The 23,227-nt window shown below is 41.5% G+C and carries 12 protein-coding genes, 4 pseudogenes, 1 riboswitch and 1 other annotated feature; of the genes and pseudogenes, 11 read left to right on the top strand and 5 right to left on the bottom strand.

Going from position 1 to position 23,227, the window contains the following annotated elements:
* Positions 1-62 precede the first annotated feature (62 nt).
* From ACEWFH_RS16285 to ACEWFH_RS16275, 3 genes are all read left to right on the top strand, one after another.
* Positions 63-383, top strand: coding sequence for a hypothetical protein (locus ACEWFH_RS16285; protein WP_473724832.1), 321 nt, complete (start codon positions 63-65; stop codon positions 381-383).
* 139 nt (positions 384-522) lie between these two features.
* Positions 523-1,023: a cation:proton antiporter regulatory subunit gene (locus ACEWFH_RS16280; RefSeq protein WP_473724831.1), complete on the top strand. Its 501-nt coding sequence runs from the start codon at positions 523-525 to the stop codon at positions 1,021-1,023.
* Complete coding sequence (locus tag ACEWFH_RS16275; RefSeq protein WP_473724830.1) at positions 1,020-2,249, top strand: cation:proton antiporter; 1,230 nt, start codon at positions 1,020-1,022, stop codon at positions 2,247-2,249. Before ACEWFH_RS16280 ends, ACEWFH_RS16275 begins: the two co-directional genes overlap by 4 nt.
* A 173-nt stretch (positions 2,250-2,422) precedes the next feature.
* On the opposite strand, the gene ACEWFH_RS16270 is transcribed toward ACEWFH_RS16275, so the two are convergent.
* Entirely contained in the window at positions 2,423-3,010 is a 588-nt protein-coding gene (locus ACEWFH_RS16270; RefSeq protein ID WP_473724829.1) for a hypothetical protein, read from the bottom strand.
* A gap of 241 nt (positions 3,011-3,251) precedes the next feature.
* Between ACEWFH_RS16270 and ACEWFH_RS16265 the strand changes: the two are divergent.
* From ACEWFH_RS16265 to ACEWFH_RS16250, 4 genes and pseudogenes are all read left to right on the top strand, one after another.
* Positions 3,252-4,234: pseudogene (locus ACEWFH_RS16265) on the top strand (DUF3626 domain-containing protein).
* A gap of 136 nt (positions 4,235-4,370) precedes the next feature.
* Complete coding sequence (locus tag ACEWFH_RS16260) at positions 4,371-4,883, top strand: MarR family transcriptional regulator (RefSeq protein WP_473727322.1); 513 nt, start codon at positions 4,371-4,373, stop codon at positions 4,881-4,883.
* An 8-nt stretch (positions 4,884-4,891) separates the two neighbouring features.
* Positions 4,892-5,127, top strand: a binding site (T-box leader).
* Between the two features lie 428 nt (positions 5,128-5,555).
* Positions 5,556-6,803 (top strand): tyrosine--tRNA ligase, encoded by a 1,248-nt coding sequence (gene tyrS, locus ACEWFH_RS16255; RefSeq protein WP_473724828.1) that lies wholly within the window; start codon positions 5,556-5,558, stop codon positions 6,801-6,803.
* A gap of 191 nt (positions 6,804-6,994) precedes the next feature.
* The gene (locus ACEWFH_RS16250) at positions 6,995-15,283 is read left to right on the top strand and encodes a carboxypeptidase regulatory-like domain-containing protein (RefSeq protein ID WP_473724827.1); all 8,289 of its coding nucleotides are present in this window, start codon (positions 6,995-6,997) and stop codon (positions 15,281-15,283) included.
* Positions 15,284-15,600: 317 nt separating this feature from the next.
* On the opposite strand, the gene ACEWFH_RS16245 is transcribed toward ACEWFH_RS16250, so the two are convergent.
* Positions 15,601-16,524, bottom strand: a complete 924-nt coding sequence (locus ACEWFH_RS16245) for a S66 peptidase family protein (protein WP_473724826.1) — start codon at positions 16,522-16,524, stop codon at positions 15,601-15,603.
* Between the two features lie 119 nt (positions 16,525-16,643).
* On the bottom strand, positions 16,644-17,723 hold the full coding sequence (locus ACEWFH_RS16240; RefSeq protein ID WP_473724825.1) for a nitric oxide synthase oxygenase: 1,080 nt from the start codon (positions 17,721-17,723) through the stop codon (positions 16,644-16,646).
* A gap of 109 nt (positions 17,724-17,832) precedes the next feature.
* Here ACEWFH_RS16240 and ACEWFH_RS16235 point away from each other — a divergent pair.
* From ACEWFH_RS16235 to ACEWFH_RS16225, 3 genes and pseudogenes are all read left to right on the top strand, one after another.
* Positions 17,833-18,359 (top strand): annotated as a pseudogene (locus ACEWFH_RS16235) (NUDIX hydrolase).
* On the top strand, positions 18,331-18,810 hold the full coding sequence (locus tag ACEWFH_RS16230) for an HIT family protein (RefSeq protein ID WP_473724824.1): 480 nt from the start codon (positions 18,331-18,333) through the stop codon (positions 18,808-18,810). The pseudogene ACEWFH_RS16235 and the gene ACEWFH_RS16230 overlap by 29 nt, the downstream one beginning before the upstream one ends.
* 309 nt (positions 18,811-19,119) lie before the next feature.
* A riboswitch (purine riboswitch) is annotated at positions 19,120-19,223 on the top strand.
* 175 nt (positions 19,224-19,398) lie between these two features.
* Positions 19,399-20,262, top strand: coding sequence for a 5'-methylthioadenosine/S-adenosylhomocysteine nucleosidase (locus tag ACEWFH_RS16225; RefSeq protein WP_473724823.1), 864 nt, complete (start codon positions 19,399-19,401; stop codon positions 20,260-20,262).
* Positions 20,263-20,669: 407 nt separating this feature from the next.
* Here the strand turns inward: ACEWFH_RS16225 and map are convergent.
* A pseudogene (gene map, locus ACEWFH_RS16220) lies at positions 20,670-21,415 on the bottom strand (type I methionyl aminopeptidase).
* Positions 21,416-21,571: 156 nt separating this feature from the next.
* On the opposite strand from map, the gene ACEWFH_RS16215 reads away from it, so the two are divergent.
* Positions 21,572-21,934: a group I truncated hemoglobin gene (locus ACEWFH_RS16215; protein WP_473724822.1), complete on the top strand. Its 363-nt coding sequence runs from the start codon at positions 21,572-21,574 to the stop codon at positions 21,932-21,934.
* Positions 21,935-21,972: 38 nt separating this feature from the next.
* Here the strand turns inward: ACEWFH_RS16215 and cyoE are convergent.
* Positions 21,973-22,886 (bottom strand): annotated as a pseudogene (gene cyoE / locus ACEWFH_RS16210) (heme o synthase).
* Positions 22,887-23,227 lie beyond the last annotated feature (341 nt).

Below are 23,227 nucleotides of genomic sequence, written 5' to 3'. Positions count from 1 at the left end.
TCAGGATCGTGTTATGTTGTGGTACACTTATATTAGATTCAAAAGAAAGGGGGAGTAAGAAATTGCGGAAATTTTCTTTATTGGTCTTGTTGTACGTTTTTGCGTTCACATCTCTTTTTCCAAACTACAACATGGAAAACCTATTCTCGCCACCTCAAAATGACGTTTATGAATTATCCTCTGCGTCAATCGATGAATCTACCATTATCGGCGAGTATCCAACGAAAAGTAAGAAGTTACAAAAGTCAGCGAAAGCAGTTTATGTTGATATCGAAATACCTTTAGAAGAACTACGTGAATATCATGTATACCCAACAACTAGCCAAGTTAGCAACAAGATTGTACGACTTACCCCCTATCAATTTCAATCGAATTACCTCTAACATTTAACAATCCCTATACCTTTAAAAAGGCCTTCGACGTAAGGTTTATTTAGCAAAACAAATTATTCTTAGCACGGTTCGAAAAAACATGTAATCGAACGTTTATTTGTCGTGCCAAAAAACCAAAAAGGAGATTGTTATGATCGTTAAAGAAACAGAATTACCAGGTATCGGAAGGAAATTTGAAATGGAGATAGCTAATGGAGATAAAGTGGTCGTGATCGTTCATGATGATGGAAGACGAGAAATCTATCATTTTGATAAGAACGATTACGAAGAAAGTCTTTCTTCCGTTACATTAAGTGATACAGAATCTAGACAGTTTGCTGCCATCATTGGTGGTATGATCTATCGACCAAAAGCTTTGGAAACGATTGAGATGGCTTTTGATGAACTAATGATTGAATGGTATCGAGTTGATTCAAAAGCATTTGCTGTTGGAAGAACAATTGGAGAACTGGATATCCGTCAAAAATATGAAGTGTCTGTTATTGCAATCATCAAAGGAAATGAAAAAGTATTGAATCCTGGTCCTGAAACGATGATCGACTCAGGAGATATGCTTGTCATATCAGGCGAAAGACCTGGTGTTAAAAGAATTATTAAGGAGATGTTTTCAGCAGAGGTGAGCAGTGAATGACAAATCATCTTGTACTAGAAGTTGGTACAGCACTGGTCATCATCGCACTTGCTGCATTACTCGCAAATAAATTAAACTTTTCCATCATTCCTTTTCTCATCATATTTGGAATGATTGTTGGTCCGCATGCTCCTGTTATTGGCGTTTTGGATTTTACGTTTATTAACAGCAACGAAATCATTACCTTCTTTGGCAGGGTTGGCGTATTGTTTTTACTGTTCTATCTCGGTTTAGAATTTTCGGTTGGAAAATTAGTACGCTCCGGAAAAAACATCGCTGTTGGCGGCAGCATCTATATTCTTATCAATTTCTCATTAGGTTTGATCTACGCTTACATTATGGGTTTTTCTCTATTAGAGATCCTCATCATCGCTGGAATCATAACCATTTCTTCCAGTGCTATTGTAGCGAAAATTATCGTTGATCTAAGGCGGACGGCTAATCCAGAAACGGAACTGATTCTTGGAATTATTATGTTCGAAGATATCTTTTTAGCTGTCTATCTGTCGATAATCTCTGGGTTAGTATTAGGAGATGCAACATCCGTATTAGGCGTGACTAAATCCATTTTAATCGCGTTTAGCTATATGATTTTATTCTTTGTCATTGCCAGAACGTGTACAAAACACTTAAACAGATTACTCAACATTACGTCAAACGAAATCTTTATTATCGTGATTTTTGCTTCTTTGTTCTTTATTGCTGGATTCTCAGAAACCATTCACGTAGCAGAAGCGATCGGTGCTCTCTTGTTAGGACTTGTTTTTTCTGAGACTGAACACAGTGAACGAATAGAGAAGATGGTTATACCATTTAGAGATTTCTTTGGAGCGATCTTCTTTTTCAGTTTTGGTTTAAGTATAGACCCGTTCACGTTGGGTGGCGCAGTTTGGCTTGCACTAGGAGCGGTCGTTATCACAATCGTAGGAAACTTTGTGGCGGGTATGATTGCAGGAAGGAAAGCAGGCTTGTCTCATAAAGCTTCATCCAACATCGGTTTGACGATTGTTTCTAGAGGAGAATTCTCTATCATAGTAGCGAACATTGGTATGGCTGGTGGCTTGGCTTCTGTATTAAAACCATTTTCTGCACTGTATGTATTAATACTTGCCATTCTCGGTCCGTTGCTTACAAAAGAATCAAAAAGAATTTATATTTTATTAAACGGAATTTTTAAATGGAAAACAGAAGATAAGCAGCATTTAAAAAAGAAAGTAAATGGATAGGGAGTATGGTTGATGAAAGAGGTTGTTGCGTTTATTTTATTCACCGTAGTGCTGGTCGTGGTGTTTACTCATTTTTATAATAACTTAATTCCACAGCACGAGTATCCAGAAATATTTAAGTTTCTAAAGAATATTTAAAGATTGGCACAGCTTTTAGAAATGAAAGCTGTGCTTTATTTTTGTTGAATATCTTTTACTACAATCTCTGCCAGGCTAACGGCAAACTTGCTATGAGGCAGATATTGGAGTTTTAATGGTTTATTTTTCAGTTCAGTTTTGTAAGTGGCTTCTGTAATATTCATGTGAGCTACCTTAATCTTTACACCATGAATGGTAAAAGATGATACATAGTCCGAACCATTTTTTGATCCGTCAAACTCTATGTGACTGGGTATACCCTCTGAAACTTTAAACTTTTGTTCATCATAGTTCTTTTTATCAGATAATAGCTGAAGAGTGGTAAAGGCAAACGTTCCTGAGCATACCAGTGAACCTATAATGATAATGGGAACTAGTATCTTTTCCAATACATGATCCATCTTAGAATGAAGTGAGACCAGAGCAATGAATAAAGAAAGCAAGGACATCGCTAACCAAAGAGAACCTTCGGATAAGACGAGGTGTTCATTAAATAGTGTAGAAGATAGAAATAGACTTAGAGCTGAAGTGAATAGAATGAAAATCATCAGTATAAGAGGAATCAACTTTGGTGTATGAAAACTGCGTGAGCCTGTAATTCTTTGCTTTTTACGTTGTGCCATACGACCTTCCTCCTTTTTAAAAGTATATTCTTCTCAGAATGTAAACGATACAGTTATATATTTTTATACGGCTTTGGAAAGGGTTCTGGATGTTTTTATCGAAGGAAAGGATGGGTTAAGAAAACAGAGGAGTCGAGGTATGAAGTTAACAAAATCTCAGAAATATGCGATACAGCATTATGATGACTATGCCAGAAAACATAAAGAAGAAGCACATGCTGCCATTCAGCATGTGCTTAAGATGTCAAACGTAGAGAATACGTTTTTTCGATCTGCAGTAGACCGATTAAAAGCGAACGCACGTGTTGCTCTTCACTTTCATCCAGATCGTCCTGACCTCGATATGAGAAGTGTTGCACAAGCGCTTTTAGAGCAGGGAATCTATAAAAGTCAATTTGAAACATTACTATCCAATGGCAGTTTGAGTGCTTTTTCGGGCGGGGCAAGAGATAAATGGGAAGAAATATTGTTTGATGGTGCTTTTCAAATGGAAGGAACAGCAAACAAAGAACGTCCAAAGTATGGAGCGTTAAACGTAATGCTGCACCCTGATGGGCCTGCACCAAGGTTTGGTTCATGTTATTTTCTTCTTAAGAAAGAAGTGTCAAAACGTGCTACATTCACATACTTAGATTCTCATCAGAATCCTAAAGAAAAGGGCACGCTTCTGGAATTCGATATGATTTTAGCAGCGTTATTATCAGACATTTTTGTAAGTGATTTTGCAATTGGTGAAAGAGAGCTTACACCTGGTAAGCTGATTCAACATCTTTATTCGAATATAGGAAAACCTTTTTTAAATCCAGAAGGCAAGGATGCTTCGCGTAACTTAAACCATTATATAGAGGCGCAAGTTCATGGTGATGTTCAGTTAAAGGAAGATGTTGAGATCCTTGTAGCAGATCCATCTTTTAAAAAACAAATACAGGAGAAACACTTCAGAGACTTTGTGATTCTTACGATATTGACCTATACTGGCATTCTGGATTCCAACTGTCCGTTGACGAAGTTCCTACGGATTTTAGAGGTCCTACCATGCCATCACTCGCCACACGTATAGCGAACAAAGATGGTTTAATCCATGCACACCGTATAGGTGAAGCTGTATTTGATTTAAAACGCAGTCCAAATGGTTGGAGTGATAGAGGAACACATGAGGAAATACTACAAGAATTAAAATTATTGTGGCACGTATTAGTAAGGTATGGAAAACCAATGCATTGAGTTTTTTAATAAAATGGATTGGACAAAAATCCGTTCAATCGGGGAAGATTATTAGTAATGTGCTTGCATAAAAAATTCATTTCTGCTATTATCGTTTCAATGCTAACGATTATGAAAACTTTAAGGAGTGGTTAGCATCTATTCTTTTGATGAGTTCGGTGAATTATTGCCGGAAGAAAAGGATACCATCAATAAATTAGCGAAAGCGCCCATAGAGTCACTCCACTTAGACGCTATAACTGTCGTAACCAATCTCTACCGAGCGGCACAAGGATTGAGGAATAAGATGGAGCGGGAAGTTCTAGCGAAACACGGGCTTTCGTGGACGTCGTTTTCCATTTTGTATGATCTTTGGATCTGGGAATCGGTAGAGACGAAAAAACTCGCGGTGTCAGCGGGTGTTTCGAAAGCAACGATCAGCAACATCACGAATACATTAGAACGAAAAGAACTTTGCTATCGAAAAGTGGATAACCGTGACAGACGGATCACATGTGTGGTGCTGACGGAAAACGGCAGAAAAGTGATGGAGGAGTTATATCCCCAGTTTCATCAAGGTGAAGTTGAAGTGGTATCTTCATTATCTGTTGAGGAGCAAAAAGTAATATCGGGCTTGCTTAGACGAGTCATCCGAGAAAACAACTTTTAATTTTATATAAACATGCGATGATAGGAAACGCAGTAGCAATGATCTCCCTGTAACAAGAGAGCCGGTGGATGGTGCGAACCGGCACAAAGATCATGTGAATTACATTACCAAGAGCTTTCTTTGTTTTTGACTATTGTGGTCAGATGCAAAGAACGGGAGAACCGTTATTTTTTTCGAGTGGAAGAATGTTCAGTTTCTTCAATTAGGGTGGTACCGCGTGTAAAAGTTAGACCACGTCCCTTAGTTTTTGGGATGTGGTCTTTTTTTATTTTTTAAACACTAGATCTGTAGTAGTTGAAAGTGCAGAAACCTGGCGGGAAGCAATGGGGCTAGAAATTGTTAGGGGTAGGGGTATAGGGCACTCGATATTTGTCGATTTATGTAAACTCGCAGATATATGGGCAAAACTCGCCGAATTAAAGGTAAAACTCGCCGAATTAAGTCCAAAACTCGCGGAAATAAGTCCGGAATTTCTCGAATTAGTTGTGGTGATACCCTGCTAGGTATAAGTGTAGGCCCGTTTTGAGAGCCGAACTTGCAACTGTTTTGTAACTTTTGGCTCCTTCCAAAAAGATAATTGCAGCCGGAAACGGAAATGAACCACTTACAGAGAAAAAGCTTACGAATACAGCGTTTAGAGAACAGTTTTGTAAAAAAAAGGAGGAAATTCAGATGAATCAGGTTATAGAACAGTTAACAGAGAATCAACGCAATGAAGTGAAGAGGCAGATGGCGATCTATAGCCAAGGTGTTCAGGAGATCATTCCTTCCGAAGATCTAGAAACAAAAGTGGCGAAATCGATTCTTGAAAACCGCCCTTTAAAAATAAAGCTCGGTTTAGACCCGTCAGCGCCAGACGTACATCTTGGTCATACGGTTGTCCTGAATAAACTCAGACAGTTTCAAGAAAACGGCCATATCATCCAGCTGATTATTGGTGATTTTACGGGGAAGATTGGCGATCCAACAGGGAAGTCTGTTGCGCGTAAACAGCTAACAACAGAAGAAGTGAAGCACAATGCGAAGACGTACTTTGAACAGTTCGGCAAAATCGTGGACATGGAAAAAGTAGAACTTCATTACAACTCTAAATGGCTCTCACAGCTTAACTTTGAAGATGTGATTAACCTTGCTGGAAAAATAACAGTCGCACGGCTTTTGGAGCGTGATGATTTTGATGAGCGAATCTCCACAGGTAAACCGATTTCGTTGCATGAATTCTTTTACCCGCTTATGCAAGGATACGATTCCGTTATGCTGGAGTGTGATATTGAACTAGGCGGGACGGACCAGCATTTTAACATTTTAATGGGCAGACATTACCAAGAAAAGTTCGGCAAAGAAAAGCAAGTTGCGATGCTGATGCCGCTGCTTGAAGGACTCGATGGCGTTGAAAAGATGTCGAAATCCAAGAAAAACTACATTGGGATCGATGAAGCACCGCAAGAAATGTATGGAAAGTCGATGTCAATTCCCGACCCGCTCATGACAAAGTACTTTGATCTCGTAACAGATTTTACGCCTGAAGAACTTCAACGAGTGAAAGGTGACATCGAGAGCGGTAAGATGCACCCGCGTGATGCGAAGATGACTTTAGCAAAAACGATTGTGCGGATGTACCACGGCGAGAAAGCAGCTGAAGCGGCCGAACAGCATTTTATAAACGTTTTCCAGCAAGGAACAATGCCAGATGAGATTCCGGTGGAGGAGTGGAGTGGTGCAGAGGAAGTATCTGTTATTGACTTGATTGTTGAACTGAAGATGCTGACCTCAAAAAGTGAAGCACGCCGAATGATTGCCAATCGAGGTGTTAAGATCAATGGTGAAAAAGTAGAAGATACGAATCTACGAGTGATGGTAAAGAATGATTTAATCATTCAAGTGGGTAAGCGGAAATTTGTGAAGGTTAAAACCAATTAAGGCAGAAGGTAAGAAGGACCATATTGTATGGTTCTTTTTTTACGGATGTACTTTACAGTTGAAGTGACACAGAAGGCAAATCGTCTAATAAAATGTGTCACTTTTCTTTAAAACATAGGCGAATATCGTACCAAATGGGGAATGGAGGAATAAGTTATAAGATAAAGATAAAAGGAGTGTAATACTTTAATATGCCATTTCCAAGTAACATTCAATTTACCTCAATAAGTGTTGGTGGACAACCCTATTTCGATGTTGTAGGGGACGAATCTCCAGCTTCCACTGACCTGGTAGGTAATGCGCAATTCCCCTCATTTTATGTCGCCTATGACACTACAAATGTTTATTTTAGACTTCGTTTAAACGGTGATCCGAGAAATAATGCTTTGACGGCTTTTCGTAACTTTGCCTGGGGTGTTTTAATTAATACAACGGGAGTGCCAGGCACATACAACTGGCTTTTAACGGTTAACGGAAATCTGCAAAGACTCGAACTTATTCAAAATACGATCGTTCAGTTTAACTCATGGACTGACCAGGCTGAAGGTACAAACGGGCAAGGAGCACCAAACTTTACACAGCCGATTGTAAACTTTGATTATGCAAGGGTAACGCCTGCGGATTCAACTTTTAGCGGAGACCCAGACTTTTTCTTAGACTTTTTCATTCCTGTCTCTGTATTGTTTTCATTTCTAGGAATCAATGCGAACAGTCCTCTTCAACTCATCTCCTTCACTTCAGCAAACGCCAACAACTACAATAAAGACTCTCTTCGAACTTCTGAAGGTTTTCAATTTCAAAATGCTCTATCAAACCCGGTTACACCAGAAGAGGTTAACGTACAAGCAAAACTAGTTGTCTCCAAACAATTATTATCTGGGCCGACAACGATTCTGGCTGGTGATTCTGCCACATACACGGCGAGAATAACCCTTTCTAATACTGGTAAAAGTGCGGCAACCACCGTATTTATTCGTGATGTTTTGGGTCTTGATCTGATCTCGAATTTCACACTAATCAATGTGGCAAGCGGGAATGCCGTTTATGATTCACTTTCAAAAACACTTAGCTGGAACGTTGGGAACCTGGCCGCAGGAACGCAAACGACGTTAACGTTTTCTGTAACAGGGATTTTTACGACTGCTGGTTCCAGAACCCTCGAGACGGCTACCACAAGCGGGATTGATAACTTCACTGGAAACACACTGCCTGTAAGCACGGCTACAACGGTGATAACGGTTCAAACAACCGGGGGTGTCGTGGGGAATGTAAAAGACGGTTCAACAGGATTGCCATTAACAGGTGTAAATGTCCTTCTTCAACAAGGTCTTACGACGATTGCTTCCACTACGACCAATGGTAACGGCGAATATAGTTTTACAGGATTGGTTCCTGGTTCGTATACATTAACGTTCTCGTATCCTGACTATACTTCAGCCGTTCGCGGTGCAACGGTTACTAGCGGAAATATCAGTCGAGTAGAGCTGCTGTTAAATCCTCTTCCGGCAAAAGTAAACGGGACAGTTATCGGTGCAGGGTTCGGCCCACTGCAAAATGCGGTTGTCAAACTGACGGACACATCAGGTATAGAAGTTGCCACTGCAACGACTAACGCACTTGGACAATATAGCATCTCTGGCGTTATTCCTGGTTTCTATACGATCAGCGTGACAGCAACAAACTTCCAATCTGCTTCAAGAGGGATCGACCTTGCTCCTAATGAAACGGAGACCGATGATTTCACGCTTGCGTTAAATCCGGCTGGTATTCAAGGAACGGTAACCGATACAGACAGTAATCCAATTTCTGGTGCAACTGTAGAAGTGTTAAATGAAACGGGGATTGTTATAACAAGCACAACGACGAATGGTGCGGGTCTTTATTCGTTAAACAATCTCGCGGGAGGAAAGTATCGTGTCCGCTTTTCTGCACCAAACTTTGGAACACAGCTTCTCGGTACGACTTTAACAGCGGGTCAGACGACTACGCTGAATGCGGCTCTTACACCAAATCCAGGCATACTCACAGGTGCAGTTAGGGATGCTGGAACAAATGCGCCTCTTTCTGGAGCAAGTATTCGTGTGCTCAATTCAAGCGGCATTACAATTGCGCAAACAACCTCCAATGGAGGAGGGCAATATACGGTAGAACAGTTGCCTCCTGGAACTTATTCCGTTACGTTTGCCGTTAATGGATACGGAACAGTTGTTTTAGGGGCAATGATTCAGTCAAATACGACTAGCACGGTCAATGCAAGCTTAGGACGGATCGTTGGATTATTAACCGGTACAGTCACATCCAATGTGGGTACTCCACTTTCAGGGGCTATTGTTGAACTTTACCAAAACAATTTACTTGTAGGGTCTACCGTCACGGATGCTAACGGATCATATACAATTAACAATCTGATTCCTGGTTCTTATACCCAGGTGGTGACAGCACCAAACTTTTCGAGCAATACAGCAGGCGTCATCATTCAGGATAATGAAACGACATCTGTTCAAGTGCAGCTCGAACCGAATCCGGGAACGCTGACAGGGATAGTCGTAACAAATGGTACGCCGCTGGCAGGTGCCACGATTGTTGTGAGGGAGAGCAGTTCAGGAACGGTTATATCAAGAAACGTTGCAGATGACGAGGGGAGGTATACGGTTACGAACTTGGCACCAGGAACGTACACCGCAACAGCTTCTCAGGACACTTATCAAACACTGTCACTAGGCGCAATCATCGACTCCAACCAAACAACGGTTGTGTCATTTAATCTTGCACCTAACCCTGCAACTATAACAGGGACTGTTTTCAATAGTACAACAGGAACACCCATTACAGGAGCATCTATTGAAGTAAGGATTCTAAATCTAAACGGTACGCCAATTGCATCTGCATTTACCGATCCCAATGGAATGTATGAAGTTCAGAACTTGGCACCAGGCACCTATGCAATTGTGGTTAGTGCTAATGATTTTCAAACGAATACGGCAACCGTCATATTAACAGCAGGAGAAACTGAAACGACGAACCTCTCTCTCGATCCATCACCAGGCAGTATTTCAGGAAATATTACAGGATCAGGAGGACCAATCAGCGGGGCGACGGTTAGAGTTACGGATTTGAACGGACTAACGATTTTGACAACGATAACGGATGCGCTAGGAAACTATTTAATTACAGGACTTGCAACAGGGTCTTATAATGTTATCGTTTCAGCACCAGGTTTTCAGACAAACCAAACAGGAGCAATTGTTCAGTCGAACTTAATCACGATTCGTAATGTGGACCTGCCGCCTAATCCGGGAACGATTGAGGGACAGATCTCCCCTGCCTTTGGAGGAGGGACCATTCAGCTCTTTACAGCTGATAACATTTTAATCAGTTCGGCAACAACTGCTCCTGGAGGCGTGTTCCGATTTGATTCCCTAGCACCAGGACAATACACGATAACAGCGTCATTGCCAAATTATCAGACAGCTGTTACAGGGGTCAGTGTTTTTGCGGATCAGACGTCATCGGTTTCACTGACGCTACAGCCGAATCCAGCCACTGTTTCAGGACAGATCACGAGTACAACTGGTACACCGATAAAAGATGCAATCGTGCAAATCCTCGATGCTAACGAAACGATCATTGGTTTAGGGTCTACTGATAGCAACGGAAACTATTCGATTGGAAACTTACCTCCAGGAACATTCCAGGTGAGTATCACAGCTCAGAATTTTTCTTCACTAATCGCAGGGATCTCGACAACACCAGGTCTGGTAATTTCTGGAGCAAATTATCAGCTGGAACCAAATCCGGGTGCGATCGCCGGTCAAGTGACCGATGAAAACGGAACTCCGCTAAGTGGTGTGACGCTCATCGTCCGAACAACAAATGGCGCGTTCATAGGCTCTGCTTTAACATCGCCAGCAGGAAACTATATCGTAAGCAATCTTGCACCAGGCAGCTATACGGTTACGGCCAACAAAGATGATTTTTCAACTGTAACAACAGGCGCAATCGTTACGAGCAACCAGACTGCCGGTGCTAATATTCAGCTATCCAGCACGGTCGGAAACGTTACCGGTCAGATCGTTGATCAGGACGGAAATCCAGTAACAGGCAACGATATTCAAGTCCGACTGCTGCATTCATCAGGTCAGCTGCTCAGATCTTTCCTTGCGAATCCAGATGGTACATTTATCATTTTAGGTTTAAGCCCAGGCAGGTATTTTATTAACGTAACAGCAGATCAATACAGTTCGAATACAGTCCCAATCGATGTGGTTGCGGGAACAACGGTGCCAGTAACCGTACCATTAAGTTTATTGCCAGCTACTGTAACCGGCCAAGTGGTCAATGCGAATTCTGGTGCACCAATAACAGGATCTGTCATCTTAGTAACGACGGTAAACGGGATCTTTTTAAACCGTTCGGTTAGCGGCAGCAACGGAGAATTTACCATCTCTAACATTCCTCCAGGAAATGTTGTAATCAGTACATCTGCTGATAACTTTGGATCTAATACAGCCACATTGTTTCTTAATCCAAATGAAACAAAGAATATCACACTGCGTTTGTCGCCAACACCTGGATCATTGAGTGGATTTGTTACCGATGTTATTACAGGTAATCCAATACCGGGGACCATCATTATTGTTTCTACAGATACTGGTGCGATTATTACGACTGCTGTAGCAGATCAATTTGGTCAGTATTTAGTTCCTGATCTTAATCCTGGATCTTATAGAGCTACGGCAACAGCAGACGGATTCACAACAGATTTAGCTAGCTTTACCATTCAACCGAATGCAACCAGTGTTTTGAGCTTTGCACTGTCTCCATCACCAGGTACGATTTCGGGTGTAATCAGTGACCGACAGAGTGGTCAGCCGCTAGCAGGCGTATCGGTAATCGCTAGACAGCTTTCATCAGCTGGCCCTATAGTTGGAACTACGCTGACAAACAGTGACGGACAGTATGCATTTGGTGCACTTTCGCCAAACTCCTATACCATTGTCGCGTCCTTACAGGATTTTGGTTCAGAATCAGCTTCTACTGTTGTTCAACCGAATCAGACCACGACATTAAACATTCTGCTTACAAATAATCCGGGTTCTGTTACAGGTATCGTTACGAATGAAGATACAGGTGTGCTGCTTGCGAATGTTTTGATCCGCTTGTTTACGAATACCGGTGTTCTCATCTCTTCAGTATTAACAGATTCACAAGGCCGTTATTTTATTAATGGTTTCTCAGCGGGACAATATAGGTTGGTAGCAGTAGATCCCCGATTCCAGAGGGAAGAAGTAACGTTTACGGTTGGGCCAGGAGGAACTGCTTCTGTAAACATTGCACTAAATCAAATTTTAGGCAGAATTGCCGGGAAAATTACGGATGCTGAAACAAATGGACCACTCGTAGGAAGTGTAGTCATTGTCTTCCGTACTTCTGATACAGATCCAATTGCAAGGTCAATAACAGACAGTCTAGGAAACTATGTTGTGACAGGCTTGCCACCTGACACGTACAATGTTGTGGCGACCGCTGTCAACTATGCGCGAAACTCTACAGGAGCTACTGTTACAGCTGATCAAACTACGATTACAAACATTTCACTTATTCCAACCCCCGCAACCATTCGTGGAACAGTTCGCAGCACTTCTGGTGATCCGATAATAGATGCTACGGTAAAAATCGTAAACTTAAATGGGGTCGTTGCAGGAACAGCTTCTACAAGCTCGGACGGATCGTATGAAATTTCTAATATTGCAGCAGGGACGTACACACTTGTTGTTACAGCCCCAAACTTCGCCAACTTTAACGGAGGAATTACCATTGGTCCAGGGGAAATTCGGACGAATGTCGACTTTACACTCGAACCAAACCCAGGAAATATTCAAGGTGTCGTGAGGAATGCTGAAACCGGTGATCCGGTTGTAGGCGCTGTAATTAGTGTAATCAATTCAATAGGTATCATCATCCGTACGACGACAACAGATTCAAATGGTGCTTATTTGGCTTCTGGATTAGCTCCAAACACGTATACAGTAAGTGCTGATAAGTTTGGATTTGCTCCTAACACCGTTGGAGCCATTGTTACAAGTAATCAGACAACAAATGCATCAATAAATATTTCTGTCATTCAAGGAGATATACAAGGTTCTGTTGTGGATGCAGCAGGAAATCCAATCGTAAACCGGCAGATTTCAGTAAGGCTAGCCAATACAAGCGGTGTTATTATTAGAACGGTCACTACAAATAACTCAGGACAATTCTCTTTCCTTGATGTAAGGCCGGGCAGTTATTTGTTAATTGTCATCGCTCCTGGATATCAGTCAAAAACTGTACCGGTCAGTGTAGTGGCTAATCAGGTAACAGAAGCGGTTATCAATCTAGCAACTGCATTTGGAGCTGTACGTGGTACAGTTGTTGAAAGCGGTACAGAAACCCCAATTAATGGAGCAAGAATTACGGTAACGGATATTGCTAATATTGTGGTTGCAACGGGGATAACGGATAGTAACGGACAGTTCTTCATTACCAATCTGCCGCTTGGATCGCTAAATGTATCTGCTTCTAAAACAGGATTCGGAAGCGCAACAAAAGGTGTCATCGTTCAGGACGGTCAAATCACGGAAACACGACTAGAATTAGTGTCTGATCCAGGCGAGCTCACAGGTATCGTCTCTAACCAGCTTACAGGCAATCCAATCCCTGGTGCTTCTGTTCGAGTCATTGACAGCACTCAAAGTACGGTCATTTCCATTTTGTCTGCTAATGACGGACGGTACTCTGTTTCTGGATTAGCACCGGGCCGCTATCAGGTGAATGTAACAGCAGTAAACTTTGATTCAAACTTAGCCGGGGTGTTCATCTTAGCTAATGAGACGACTATAGATAACGTAGCATTAAGTCCAGATCCAGGGAGCTTAGCCGGAACCGTAACAAGTCTTGCAACCGGTGAACCGATACCAAACGCCTCTATAGAAGTCCGGGCATTTGGAGTGGCAGGTCCAGTTATAGCTGTTACGATAACGGATAATGAAGGCAGATATCTTGTAAACAGTCTTCCTCCAGGTGTTTATACGGTTGTTGCAAATGCAGCTGAATTTGGAACAGCAGAAGCCAGTGAAGAAGTATTCAGCAATTCAGTAAGCATTCAAGATTTAGTGCTGCTCTCTCAAATTTCAGCCGTTGGGGGAAGGGTGACGGATCAAGGTGGTCAACCACTGGCTGATACCCTTATAACACTTGCTAAGGATGGAGCTTCAGTAGTCGTTCAGGTTCAGACCGATATAGACGGCCGTTATTTTATCAATCATATTGATGCAGGTTCTTACAGCATCGTAGCGATTAATACGAACTTTCAACAGTCACTTCAAAATTTTACAGTCGAACCTGGAAATACAGCAACGGTAAACTTTGTGTTAGCAGGGAATCCTGGAACGATTGCAGGCAGAGTAACAGATCGAAATACGGGCCTTGCGATACCTGGTGCAGTAGTATTTGTCTTTAGCACAGATAATGAACCAATCACGAGCGATGTAGCAGACGAAGATGGCAATTATTCCGTAACAGGATTGGCTCCTGGAACATACTCCGCTCGCGCAACAGCCTCTCGATATGCAAGTGATGCAAGATTAATCGGTGTTACGGCTGGAGCTGTAACAACAGCAGACTATCAGCTCGTCGGAAATCCTGTAACGATTAGGGGAAGTGTCACTTCAGATACCAACTTGCTATTACCAGAGATCATCGGCTCGGACAGCGGTGCTTTGGCCATTCAAGCAGATTCTTCAGCAGATCAAGCTGTGATTTTGGCAGCGTTCCCGGTCATTAATGCCGTGGTGTCTGTATTCGATGAAAATGGTTTAATAGTTGGCCGTGGAGCATCTGGACCAAATGGAAATTATGTAATCGGAAACTTGCCAGCTGGTACCCTTACCGTGACTGCATCAGCTCCTGGCTATGACGATCAATCACAAGTAGTAACAGCCCTTCCAGGAGACGACTTAACGGTAAATTTTGTACTAGGGTCAGGATTTGGTGCGCTTGAAGGAAGAGTTATCAATGCATTTACTAGACTGCCAGTTTCAGGGGCAACCGTGGTCTTGCGTGATGGCGCGACAACCTTTGAAACGGTATCCGGAGCAAATGGTGTCTTTAGTTTCGGAAGGCTAGCTCCAGGTGTTTATTCCATTACCGTTACTCAAAATGGATATAGAGTGTTCACAGGAACGGTGACGATTGTAGACGGTGAAATCACTGAGATAACGATTAATCTTTTACCAAGCCAAGTACCAAATGGCGTAGTTGTCATCATAAACGGTAAGCCGCTCTGCATTCCTGGAAGCGCATGTCCAACCATTTTTACACTTCTAAGGATTGATCAAAATTCAGGTTGCGCAGTATTAGCCTATTTTGTTGACAGTTCAGGAGGTCCGGTCCGCCGAACACTTGTTATTGGTTTGGATTGTGCAACTCTAGTAAACTATTAACAGACTAATTAAAGAGAGATTGACCTGCACAGCATTTTGTGAGTGCTTAACGGTCAATCTCTTTTTTATTGTTTAGCGTAATTTGGTATGCGTGAGTTGTCTGTTTTTTTTGGAGGGGGAGGGTATATGGATGTCTGATATTTGTCGAGATGTGTCGACTCGCCGATTTATGATCGAAACTCGCCGTATTATAGCCAAAACTCGCCGGAATAACGTGTGAATTTCTAGAATTAATCCGAGAATTTCTTGAATTAACATTCTATATACCCTGCTTAGTATAGCTAGTGACCCGTTTCAAGAGCCCAATATGCACTTTTTTATGGACTCACTGCCGGTTCAGTCACGGTCAGTGTACGATTGAACGTATTCATGTTTACATTCACGCCGAGTGGTATCGCTGCCTTATAATAGCCATGCGCACTTGCAAGGTTTACCATTAAAGGTTTTCCTAGTGGAACGATGAATTCATCAATGACATTTTCGTACGTTTTTCCGTAAGCAGGCTGGCATTCTGTGCATTCTCCCATGATAATTCCAATGCAATCGTCAAATTTTCCTGCGAGCTTCAGATGATTCAAATATCGGTAAATCGTATTAACGGGTTCATGTGTATCTTCAAGAAATAATATCTTTCCCTTTGTGTCAATTTCATAAGGTGTTCCTAAACTTCCTACAAAAGAAGTGAGATTCCCGCCAACAATCGGCCCCGTAACATTGCCGGCTACTTTACTGACGAGGGGAATTTCCGGTGGATTATTAATCGTCCAAGGTGCTGTTAATTGAGTGACGCTATTGAAAAATTGGTTATAGTTATAAGGTGGCGTTGCTTGACTGAAATCTAAGAGCATTAGACTTTGAAACGTAACAAGATCAGCAAATTGATAAAGGACATTTAGCAATATGGTGATGTCACTATAACCCGAAATGATCTTAGGGTTACTCTTAATGATGTTGAAGTCCAGAAAGGGAAGAATGCTGGCAACTCCAACACCGCCTCTAGTAGGCAGGATTAATTTCACCTGCGGGTTTTTAAACATGTTCATTAGATCTAATGCCTGCTGCTGTGGCGTTCCAGCTAAAAATCCATTAGCGGCGTATACATAATCTCCCACAACGACTTGAAATCCCATGTTCCTTAATGTATTGATTCCTTCATTAATAATGTTCGCTTCTAGCGGGCTTCCTAATGTTACAATTCCGATCGTGTCGCCCCGTTGCAATTGACGTGGCTTGACTGCCATCACAAACAGCTCCTTCCATCGAACCAGCAAACCTCTTCTCAATTATATTTTGTTTGAGAGGAAGGTATGAAAAAAAACGTCCAGATACAGTTCCTGAACGTTTTTCGGGTTATCTATTGTCAGTAAGGCTTGTCTTGATAAAAATAATTCGGCTTTACGATTTCATTTTTATAAGGCTTATGAAAGATGTGGGTAGTAGCCGCTGACATTGGCGGAATGAGCCATGCCCAGTTGCCGGTTACTTTACGACCGCTTTCCGTTTCTTTTTCTTCAAACTTCTTAAACTGCTGTGCTGCCGTATGATGATCGACGATACTAACGCCGTCTTCTCTAAATGAATGCAACACGGCGATGTTTAGTTCTACGAGTGCTTTATCTTTCCAAAGGGAAATGGAACTTTTCGTATCAAGCCCCATGAGTGATGCGATCTTTGGCAGCATGTTGTACCGGTCTTCATCTGCTAAATTCCGTGCTCCAATTTCAGTTCCCATATACCACCCGTTAAAAGGGGCTGCTGTATAGTGAATGCCGCCAATTTCAAGTGCCATATCTGAAATGAAAGGGACACCGTACCATTTGAGCTGCAGATCTTTGAACCATTCATATTCCGGATGGCGAATATCTACTTCTAGAGTAACCGCTTCAGGCAGTTCAAAGAATTTAGGAGTATCGTTGTTTAGTTGGATTACGATTGGGAGAATATCAAATTGTCCGTATTTAGGCTCCCACCCTAATTCGATACATTTTTTCGTAAATTCGATGGATGCTGGATCACCCATTACGCCATCATCTAACGAATACCCCGCGTAACGAATCATCTGGTGGTTCCAGATACGAACCAGGTGATTATCTGTTTTTGGTGAGAAAATCGTGATGGTCGGACGGATGCGCCCGTCATTTGTGGCATACTCCATGTGCTCAATAATCGCTTGAAAAATGTCTTCTTCTGTTTTCAGATGTCGTTTATCAAATGTATGCATCTGATCCCAAAACAATCTTCCAATACAGCGATTGCTGTTCCGCCAAGCGACTTTCGCCCCGTACTCTAATTCAAAAGGTGTGTGTTTGTAAGTACCATCGTCAAGAATTTCGCCCGTAATCTCTCTGATTCGAATATCGATTTCTTCTTCTGTTTTATTTAACTCCTGGTAGCAGGCATTAATAAATTTCGTTGCTTCTTGTAAAAGATTGGTTTCCAAAATAAAGCCCCCAACAAAATAAGTGTATTATTATAATAGCCGAGTTTTCGCTGAAATACCGCTTGTAAGTGTTACAAAAAACGTACATGAACCTTTGGAGGAATGAACATTGAGAGCACCGTACCAAGTTTTGGTTATACCTTATCGAATCATAGGAAGTTGCGTTGAGTACGCCATTTTAAAAAGAGCGGACCAAAACTATTGGCAAGGAATTGCTGGTGGTGGAGAAGGAGAAGAAACGCCGGTTGAAGCAGCAAGGCGTGAAGCATTGGAAGAAGCGGGTTTAGGCACTGCATGCAGACTGATTTTTTAGATTCGGTAGCATCTCTGCCCGTCGAACATGTTGTTGGTCATTATTTATGGGGTGAGGACGTATATGTTATTCCTGAATACTCATTTGGTATGGAAGTGTTAAACGATGAGTTAACGCTCTCGAGTGAGCACTCTACATACGAGTGGATGGAATATAAAGAAGCATTGTCAGCCCTTAAATGGGATAGCAACAAAACGGCACTGTGGGAACTAAACGAAAGAATAAACAATCAGAACACAGAAAAGGGAATTAATGCTAATATGAAGACAAAAATAAAAGAAAGAGGTTTTAGCGGTGACGAATACAAGCTGTTTAATTTGTGAGCGTATTGAAATGATTGAAAACGAAACAAATCCCTATTTTGTTGCTGAGTTAGAAACAGGTTATGTGGTAATTGGAGATCATCAGTATTTTAAGGGATACAGTCTTTTTCTTTCTAAACAACATAAGACAGAACTTCATTTTTTAGAGAACCACGTTAAAAATAATTTTTTGATCGAAATGAGTCAAGTGGCTGAAGCCGTATATAAAGCCTTCAATGTTGAGAAGTTAAACTATGAATTACTCGGGAATGGTGATTCGCATCTACATTGGCACCTGTTTCCCCGAAGAGAGAATGATTCACCTGTAAAGGGTCCTGTCTGGTGGGTAAATCGTGAGGAAATGTTCTCAGAGGAAGTAAAGCCTTCTAATGAAGAACTTGAAGAGATGAAAACGAAACTATACGAGGAATTGATAAAAATTACTCCTATTAAAAGAAGTTTCAAAGAGTGAGTCTAGTCGTGTCGTCTACTTTGAAAGTGTTGAAAATTAGCGAATGGCCTTTTTTTCTTCAAAACGACTTAATGAGGCATTAAATAGACTTAATTTTTTTATTTTAGACTTAATTCATACCGCTATAGACTTAATTCATAGTGATTTAGACTTTAATCTCATCTGCTTTCGTTTCATTGGGTAACAGAATGATTTTATAGTGGCTCCAACAAGACTTTATTAAAATACGAACAATTAACTTAAAAATACGTCATATAGTTAAGATTTAGGTTGAAATTATATATAATTGTTGTTATATTATCAAAGTAACATATATAAAAACGAATTACTCGTATATGCTCGGTAATAAGGTCTGAGCGTTTCTACCCGGTTCCCAATGAAAGAACTGGACTACGAGTTGAAGTATCAGGTTGTTTATTCGGGTTTTCGGTTTGACAACTAATAATTTGGCAAAGACTGGCAAAGACTCTTTGCTTCATTTGCATACTTTGACTCTTATGGTCTAGAGGTAGAACGCATTCTACATACTCTAGACCTTTTTGTTTGATCATATTCGAGTGAACCACTACACCTGGGGGAGAGAACAAAATGAAAAAATATGGTTTGCTCGCGATCGCAGCGGTACTCTTTTTATCAGCACTAGCAGGGTTTAACTTTAATCAAACAGCAGCAGGGAAAGAAAAGTCAAAACGGCCGATCATCATTCAAGGGCCGATGCCGATTGAAGCAGAAAATTTTGCGAAACGCCTAAAGAATGTAAAAGAAGAAAAGTCTGGGAACTTTGTATTTTATAAAGGAACGCTTGATAACTATCCTGTGATCGTTGCAAAAACGGGTAAAGGAATGGAGAACACAGCAGCGGCAACAGCCATTGCGATTGAAAAATATAAGCCAGTAGCAATCATCAACCAAGGAACGTCTGGTGGACATGATCCAAGTTTAAACGTTTTTGATATCGTGCTCGGAAAAAGAACAGTAAATCTAGGTTCATTAAAAACGCCTCATAAAGAAGCGAACGAAGGTATCCACCCAACTTCTTGGATTCCAATGGACTTGATGGCATCTGAAGGCAGTGCTGGGGAAGACCCGAATGCTGAAAAAGCTCGTTACTTTGAAGGAGACGAAGAGTTGCTTGCAGCGGCTCATGCGGTGAAAGGGAAGTACACGAAAGGGAAAGTTGTTGAGGGTACGATTGGTTCTGCGGACGTTTGGAACAATGAAGTAGATCGCATCAAATGGTTCCATGAGAATTTTGGGACATCAGTAGAAGAGATGGAAGGCGCTTCGGCTGCACAAATTTCTAAAGCGTATGATGTCGCATTCTTAGGAATCCGCGTACTTTCTAACAACAAAACAAACGGTGGCAAATACGATCCGACAACTGCAGCAGCGAACCAAGACTACGTGTATGAAGTGGTTAAACGATACATTGCTATGAAAAACAGTAAATAATTGAAGTAGAAAAACCCCGCTGAACTTGCTTCAGCGGGGTTTGTTTTACTCTTTAAGTGACCAAATTGGCTACTGTTCCTCTTCTGTCCAATCGTCAAATTAATTCAGTCGGGCTTCTTACAGGCTTTTTTAGCGAGGCTTTTTTCATAAAAGGTGCAGTTTTGGTACCAAAACTGGTCTATTTATTTTCTTAGTCGTTTTGAAAGTCGTTTGAAGCTATTTTTGGAGGAGGAGAAACGCTTTACAGTCCGTTCTGAAAGGTGAATCCACGAGTTTAGGCCATGAATCCACGAGTTTTACCTCTGAATCCAAAAATGTTGACCTTGAATCCAGAAGTTTTGGCCATATATCCACGAGTCTACAATCCTCGACATAAATCGAATTTATCATACTTATACAAAGCGGTTCTATTGCTCCGTTAAAATAATCGGACCATCCTTCGTTATGGCAAGTGTGTGCTCATATTGAGCGGAAAGCTTGCCGTCAATGGTTCGGGCTGTCCAGCCGTTCATGTCCATCTTGCTTTGCCACGCACCTTCGTTGATCATCGGCTCAATCGTAATCACCATGCCCTCTTTCAGTTTCAGACCTTTTCCTGGTTCACCATAGTGCGGAATTTGTGGGTCTTCATGTAGGCTGGGGCCGATTCCGTGTGCTGTAAAATCACGAACGACGGAAAAACCTTCTGCCTCCGCATAGGTCTGTATCGCATGTCCGATATCCCCGAGACGGTTTCCGACCACAGCCTGGTCGATTCCTTTATAAAGACTTTCTTTCGTAACGTCCAACAGTTTTTGCTTTTGTGGTGAAATGCTGCCGACTGCATACGTCCAAGCGGAATCAGCCAATCCACCGCGTAGATTCACCACCATATCAATGGTGACAATGTCTCCTTTTTTAATGGCTGTTTTCGCGGAAAGCCATGACAGATCTCATCATTAATGGAAGCACATGTTGCGTACTGATAGCCATGAAATCCTTTTTGTTCAGGTGTTGCCCCCTGTTCAGCTAAGAATTTTTCAACGAACTCGTCAATCTCCCTAGTTGTAATGCCAGGCTTAATGAGTATAGCGATCTCGCGGTGAGTAGCGGCTAAAAGCTTGCCGGCGTTATGCATAAGCTCAATCTCTCGAGCTGATTTTAAAGAAATCATGTTCAATCCCTCTTTACTTTCCATTTTATATAACGACTATTATACAGTTTTTGAGATTTTTTCTATAAGATATACAACTTTTGAAGGATTCACTTTTTATAAATTAGGTTATGATTGAAGAGGTAAACCAAACAATCTGGTAAAGGAGATATGGTCATGGAACAAACACTTTACGAAAAAGTTGGCGGCGAGGAAGCCATCACGAAGGTAGTAGACTATTTTTATGATGAGTTAGTCTTGAAAGATGAGTCTGTCAATCATTTCTTTGATAATACAGACATGGAAAAACAAAAAAGCCACCAAGCCAAATTTATCAGTTTTGCATTAGGAGGCCCTAAACAATATACAGGTAAATCTATGGCTAAAGCGCATGAAGGCTTAAATCTGCAACCCGAACATTTTAATGCCATCGCTACACATCTACATAACGCCCTTGCTCACTTCGGAGTAGAAGAAGCTGATATCCAAACAGCACTATCTAAAGTCGCTACCTTAAGAGATGATATTCTCTATAAATAGAGTCAAAAAAAATGCCCAGAGCAAACTCTGAGCATTTTTTATTTCAATATAAATATCCCAACAAGCGAGTACACGATGACCGTCGAAAATAGGATTGTCATGTGAATCAGAGAATAGATAAAGAGCAGCTTTGCCCATTTCTCTGAATCCTTGTTTTTCTTGTATCCGTAGATGCTGAGTACGAGCCATCCGACGTTCATGAGGAGCGCCACTAGTGTTAAGCCTAAGCTTAATGGCAGAAACAGAAAGCTTGTTAAGCTTAAGAGCACTAGATAAATGTTTGTTTGCGTGTATGTTCTTTTTACGCCTTTTACAACAGGGAGCATCGGAATGCGAGCCGCTTTGTATTCATCGTGACGGCGGATCGCAATCGCATAAAAGTGAGGCATCTGCCAGATTACCTGAATGATGAATAATGCTGCAATGGCAGGGTGTGCGAGCGTTCCAGTCATGGCAGCCCATCCGATCAGGGAGGCATCGCTCCAGAAATACTGCCGACTTCTGTGTTGTAAATCGTTCTGCGTTTCGTCCACATCGTATATGGAACGACGTAAAAGAATAGACCGAGAAAACCTAGCAAAGCAGCAAGCGGCGTAGTGAAAGCGAGCGCTATAATACCAAGCACAGCCATCACAACAGCGAGTGTTATCGCCGATTTAATGTTAATCTCGCCCGTAACAGTTGGTCTTCCTTTTGTTCTTTCCATGATCGCGTCAATGTCGCGGTCATACACGTTGTTGAAGGTACCAGCAGCACCAATGACTAAAATCGTACCGATCAAAGCAAACAAGACATCTAGAATCTTCGTGCCAGGATCGATATCGTACGTATATAAAGCCAGTGTGAGCCCTGCGAACATGGGAACAAGGTTTGATTTGATAATCCCTGTTTTCACTGTTTGTGACAGGACTGCTGACCGTTTTTGTTTTTCTGTACAAACACTTCTCTCCATACTATAAGACACCATCTTCACAATATTTCTCTCTCTATATTATCCATATAGTGTAACCTTAAATCCACCTCTATTAAAGCACTAAATCTTTTCTCAGTACAAATAATAGAACACCTGAAGACACATTACAAAAGGGTTTTGTGAACGTTTTGTGATGGTTGTGTGATGGAAATGTGATACAAACGCTTACGACGCTTGAGTTTTACGATTTACTAATTATGAAACGCGGTCAGCAATAAACACGAAGAGGATCATGATCAATCGTTCCGCATAAATAAAAAATGCCGGATAAAAAGAAGAATGAGACTAAAGTTGTCATTTGGAAAATTTTGAAACATTTA

The sequence above is a fragment of the Fictibacillus sp. EA-CB0309 genome (assembly GCF_055814265.1).
Note: the sequence above shows the minus strand (reverse complement) of the source record. Positions and strands in the feature narration are given on the sequence as shown.

Excerpts from the sequence above, each read along its gene's own strand:
- ACEWFH_RS16250 (WP_473724827.1), top strand. The coding sequence starts at position 6,995 with ATGCCATTTCCAAGTAACATTCAATTTACCTCAATAAGTGTTGGTGGA.
- ACEWFH_RS16225 (WP_473724823.1), top strand. The coding sequence starts at position 19,399 with ATGAAAAAATATGGTTTGCTCGCGATCGCAGCGGTACTCTTTTTATCA.
- tyrS (WP_473724828.1), top strand. The coding sequence starts at position 5,556 with ATGAATCAGGTTATAGAACAGTTAACAGAGAATCAACGCAATGAAGTG.
- ACEWFH_RS16280 (WP_473724831.1), top strand. The coding sequence starts at position 523 with ATGATCGTTAAAGAAACAGAATTACCAGGTATCGGAAGGAAATTTGAA.
- ACEWFH_RS16245 (WP_473724826.1), bottom strand. The coding sequence starts at position 16,524 with ATGGCAGTCAAGCCACGTCAATTGCAACGGGGCGACACGATCGGAATT.
- ACEWFH_RS16215 (WP_473724822.1), top strand. The coding sequence starts at position 21,572 with ATGGAACAAACACTTTACGAAAAAGTTGGCGGCGAGGAAGCCATCACG.
- ACEWFH_RS16275 (WP_473724830.1), top strand. The coding sequence starts at position 1,020 with ATGACAAATCATCTTGTACTAGAAGTTGGTACAGCACTGGTCATCATC.
- ACEWFH_RS16270 (WP_473724829.1), bottom strand. The coding sequence starts at position 3,010 with ATGGCACAACGTAAAAAGCAAAGAATTACAGGCTCACGCAGTTTTCAT.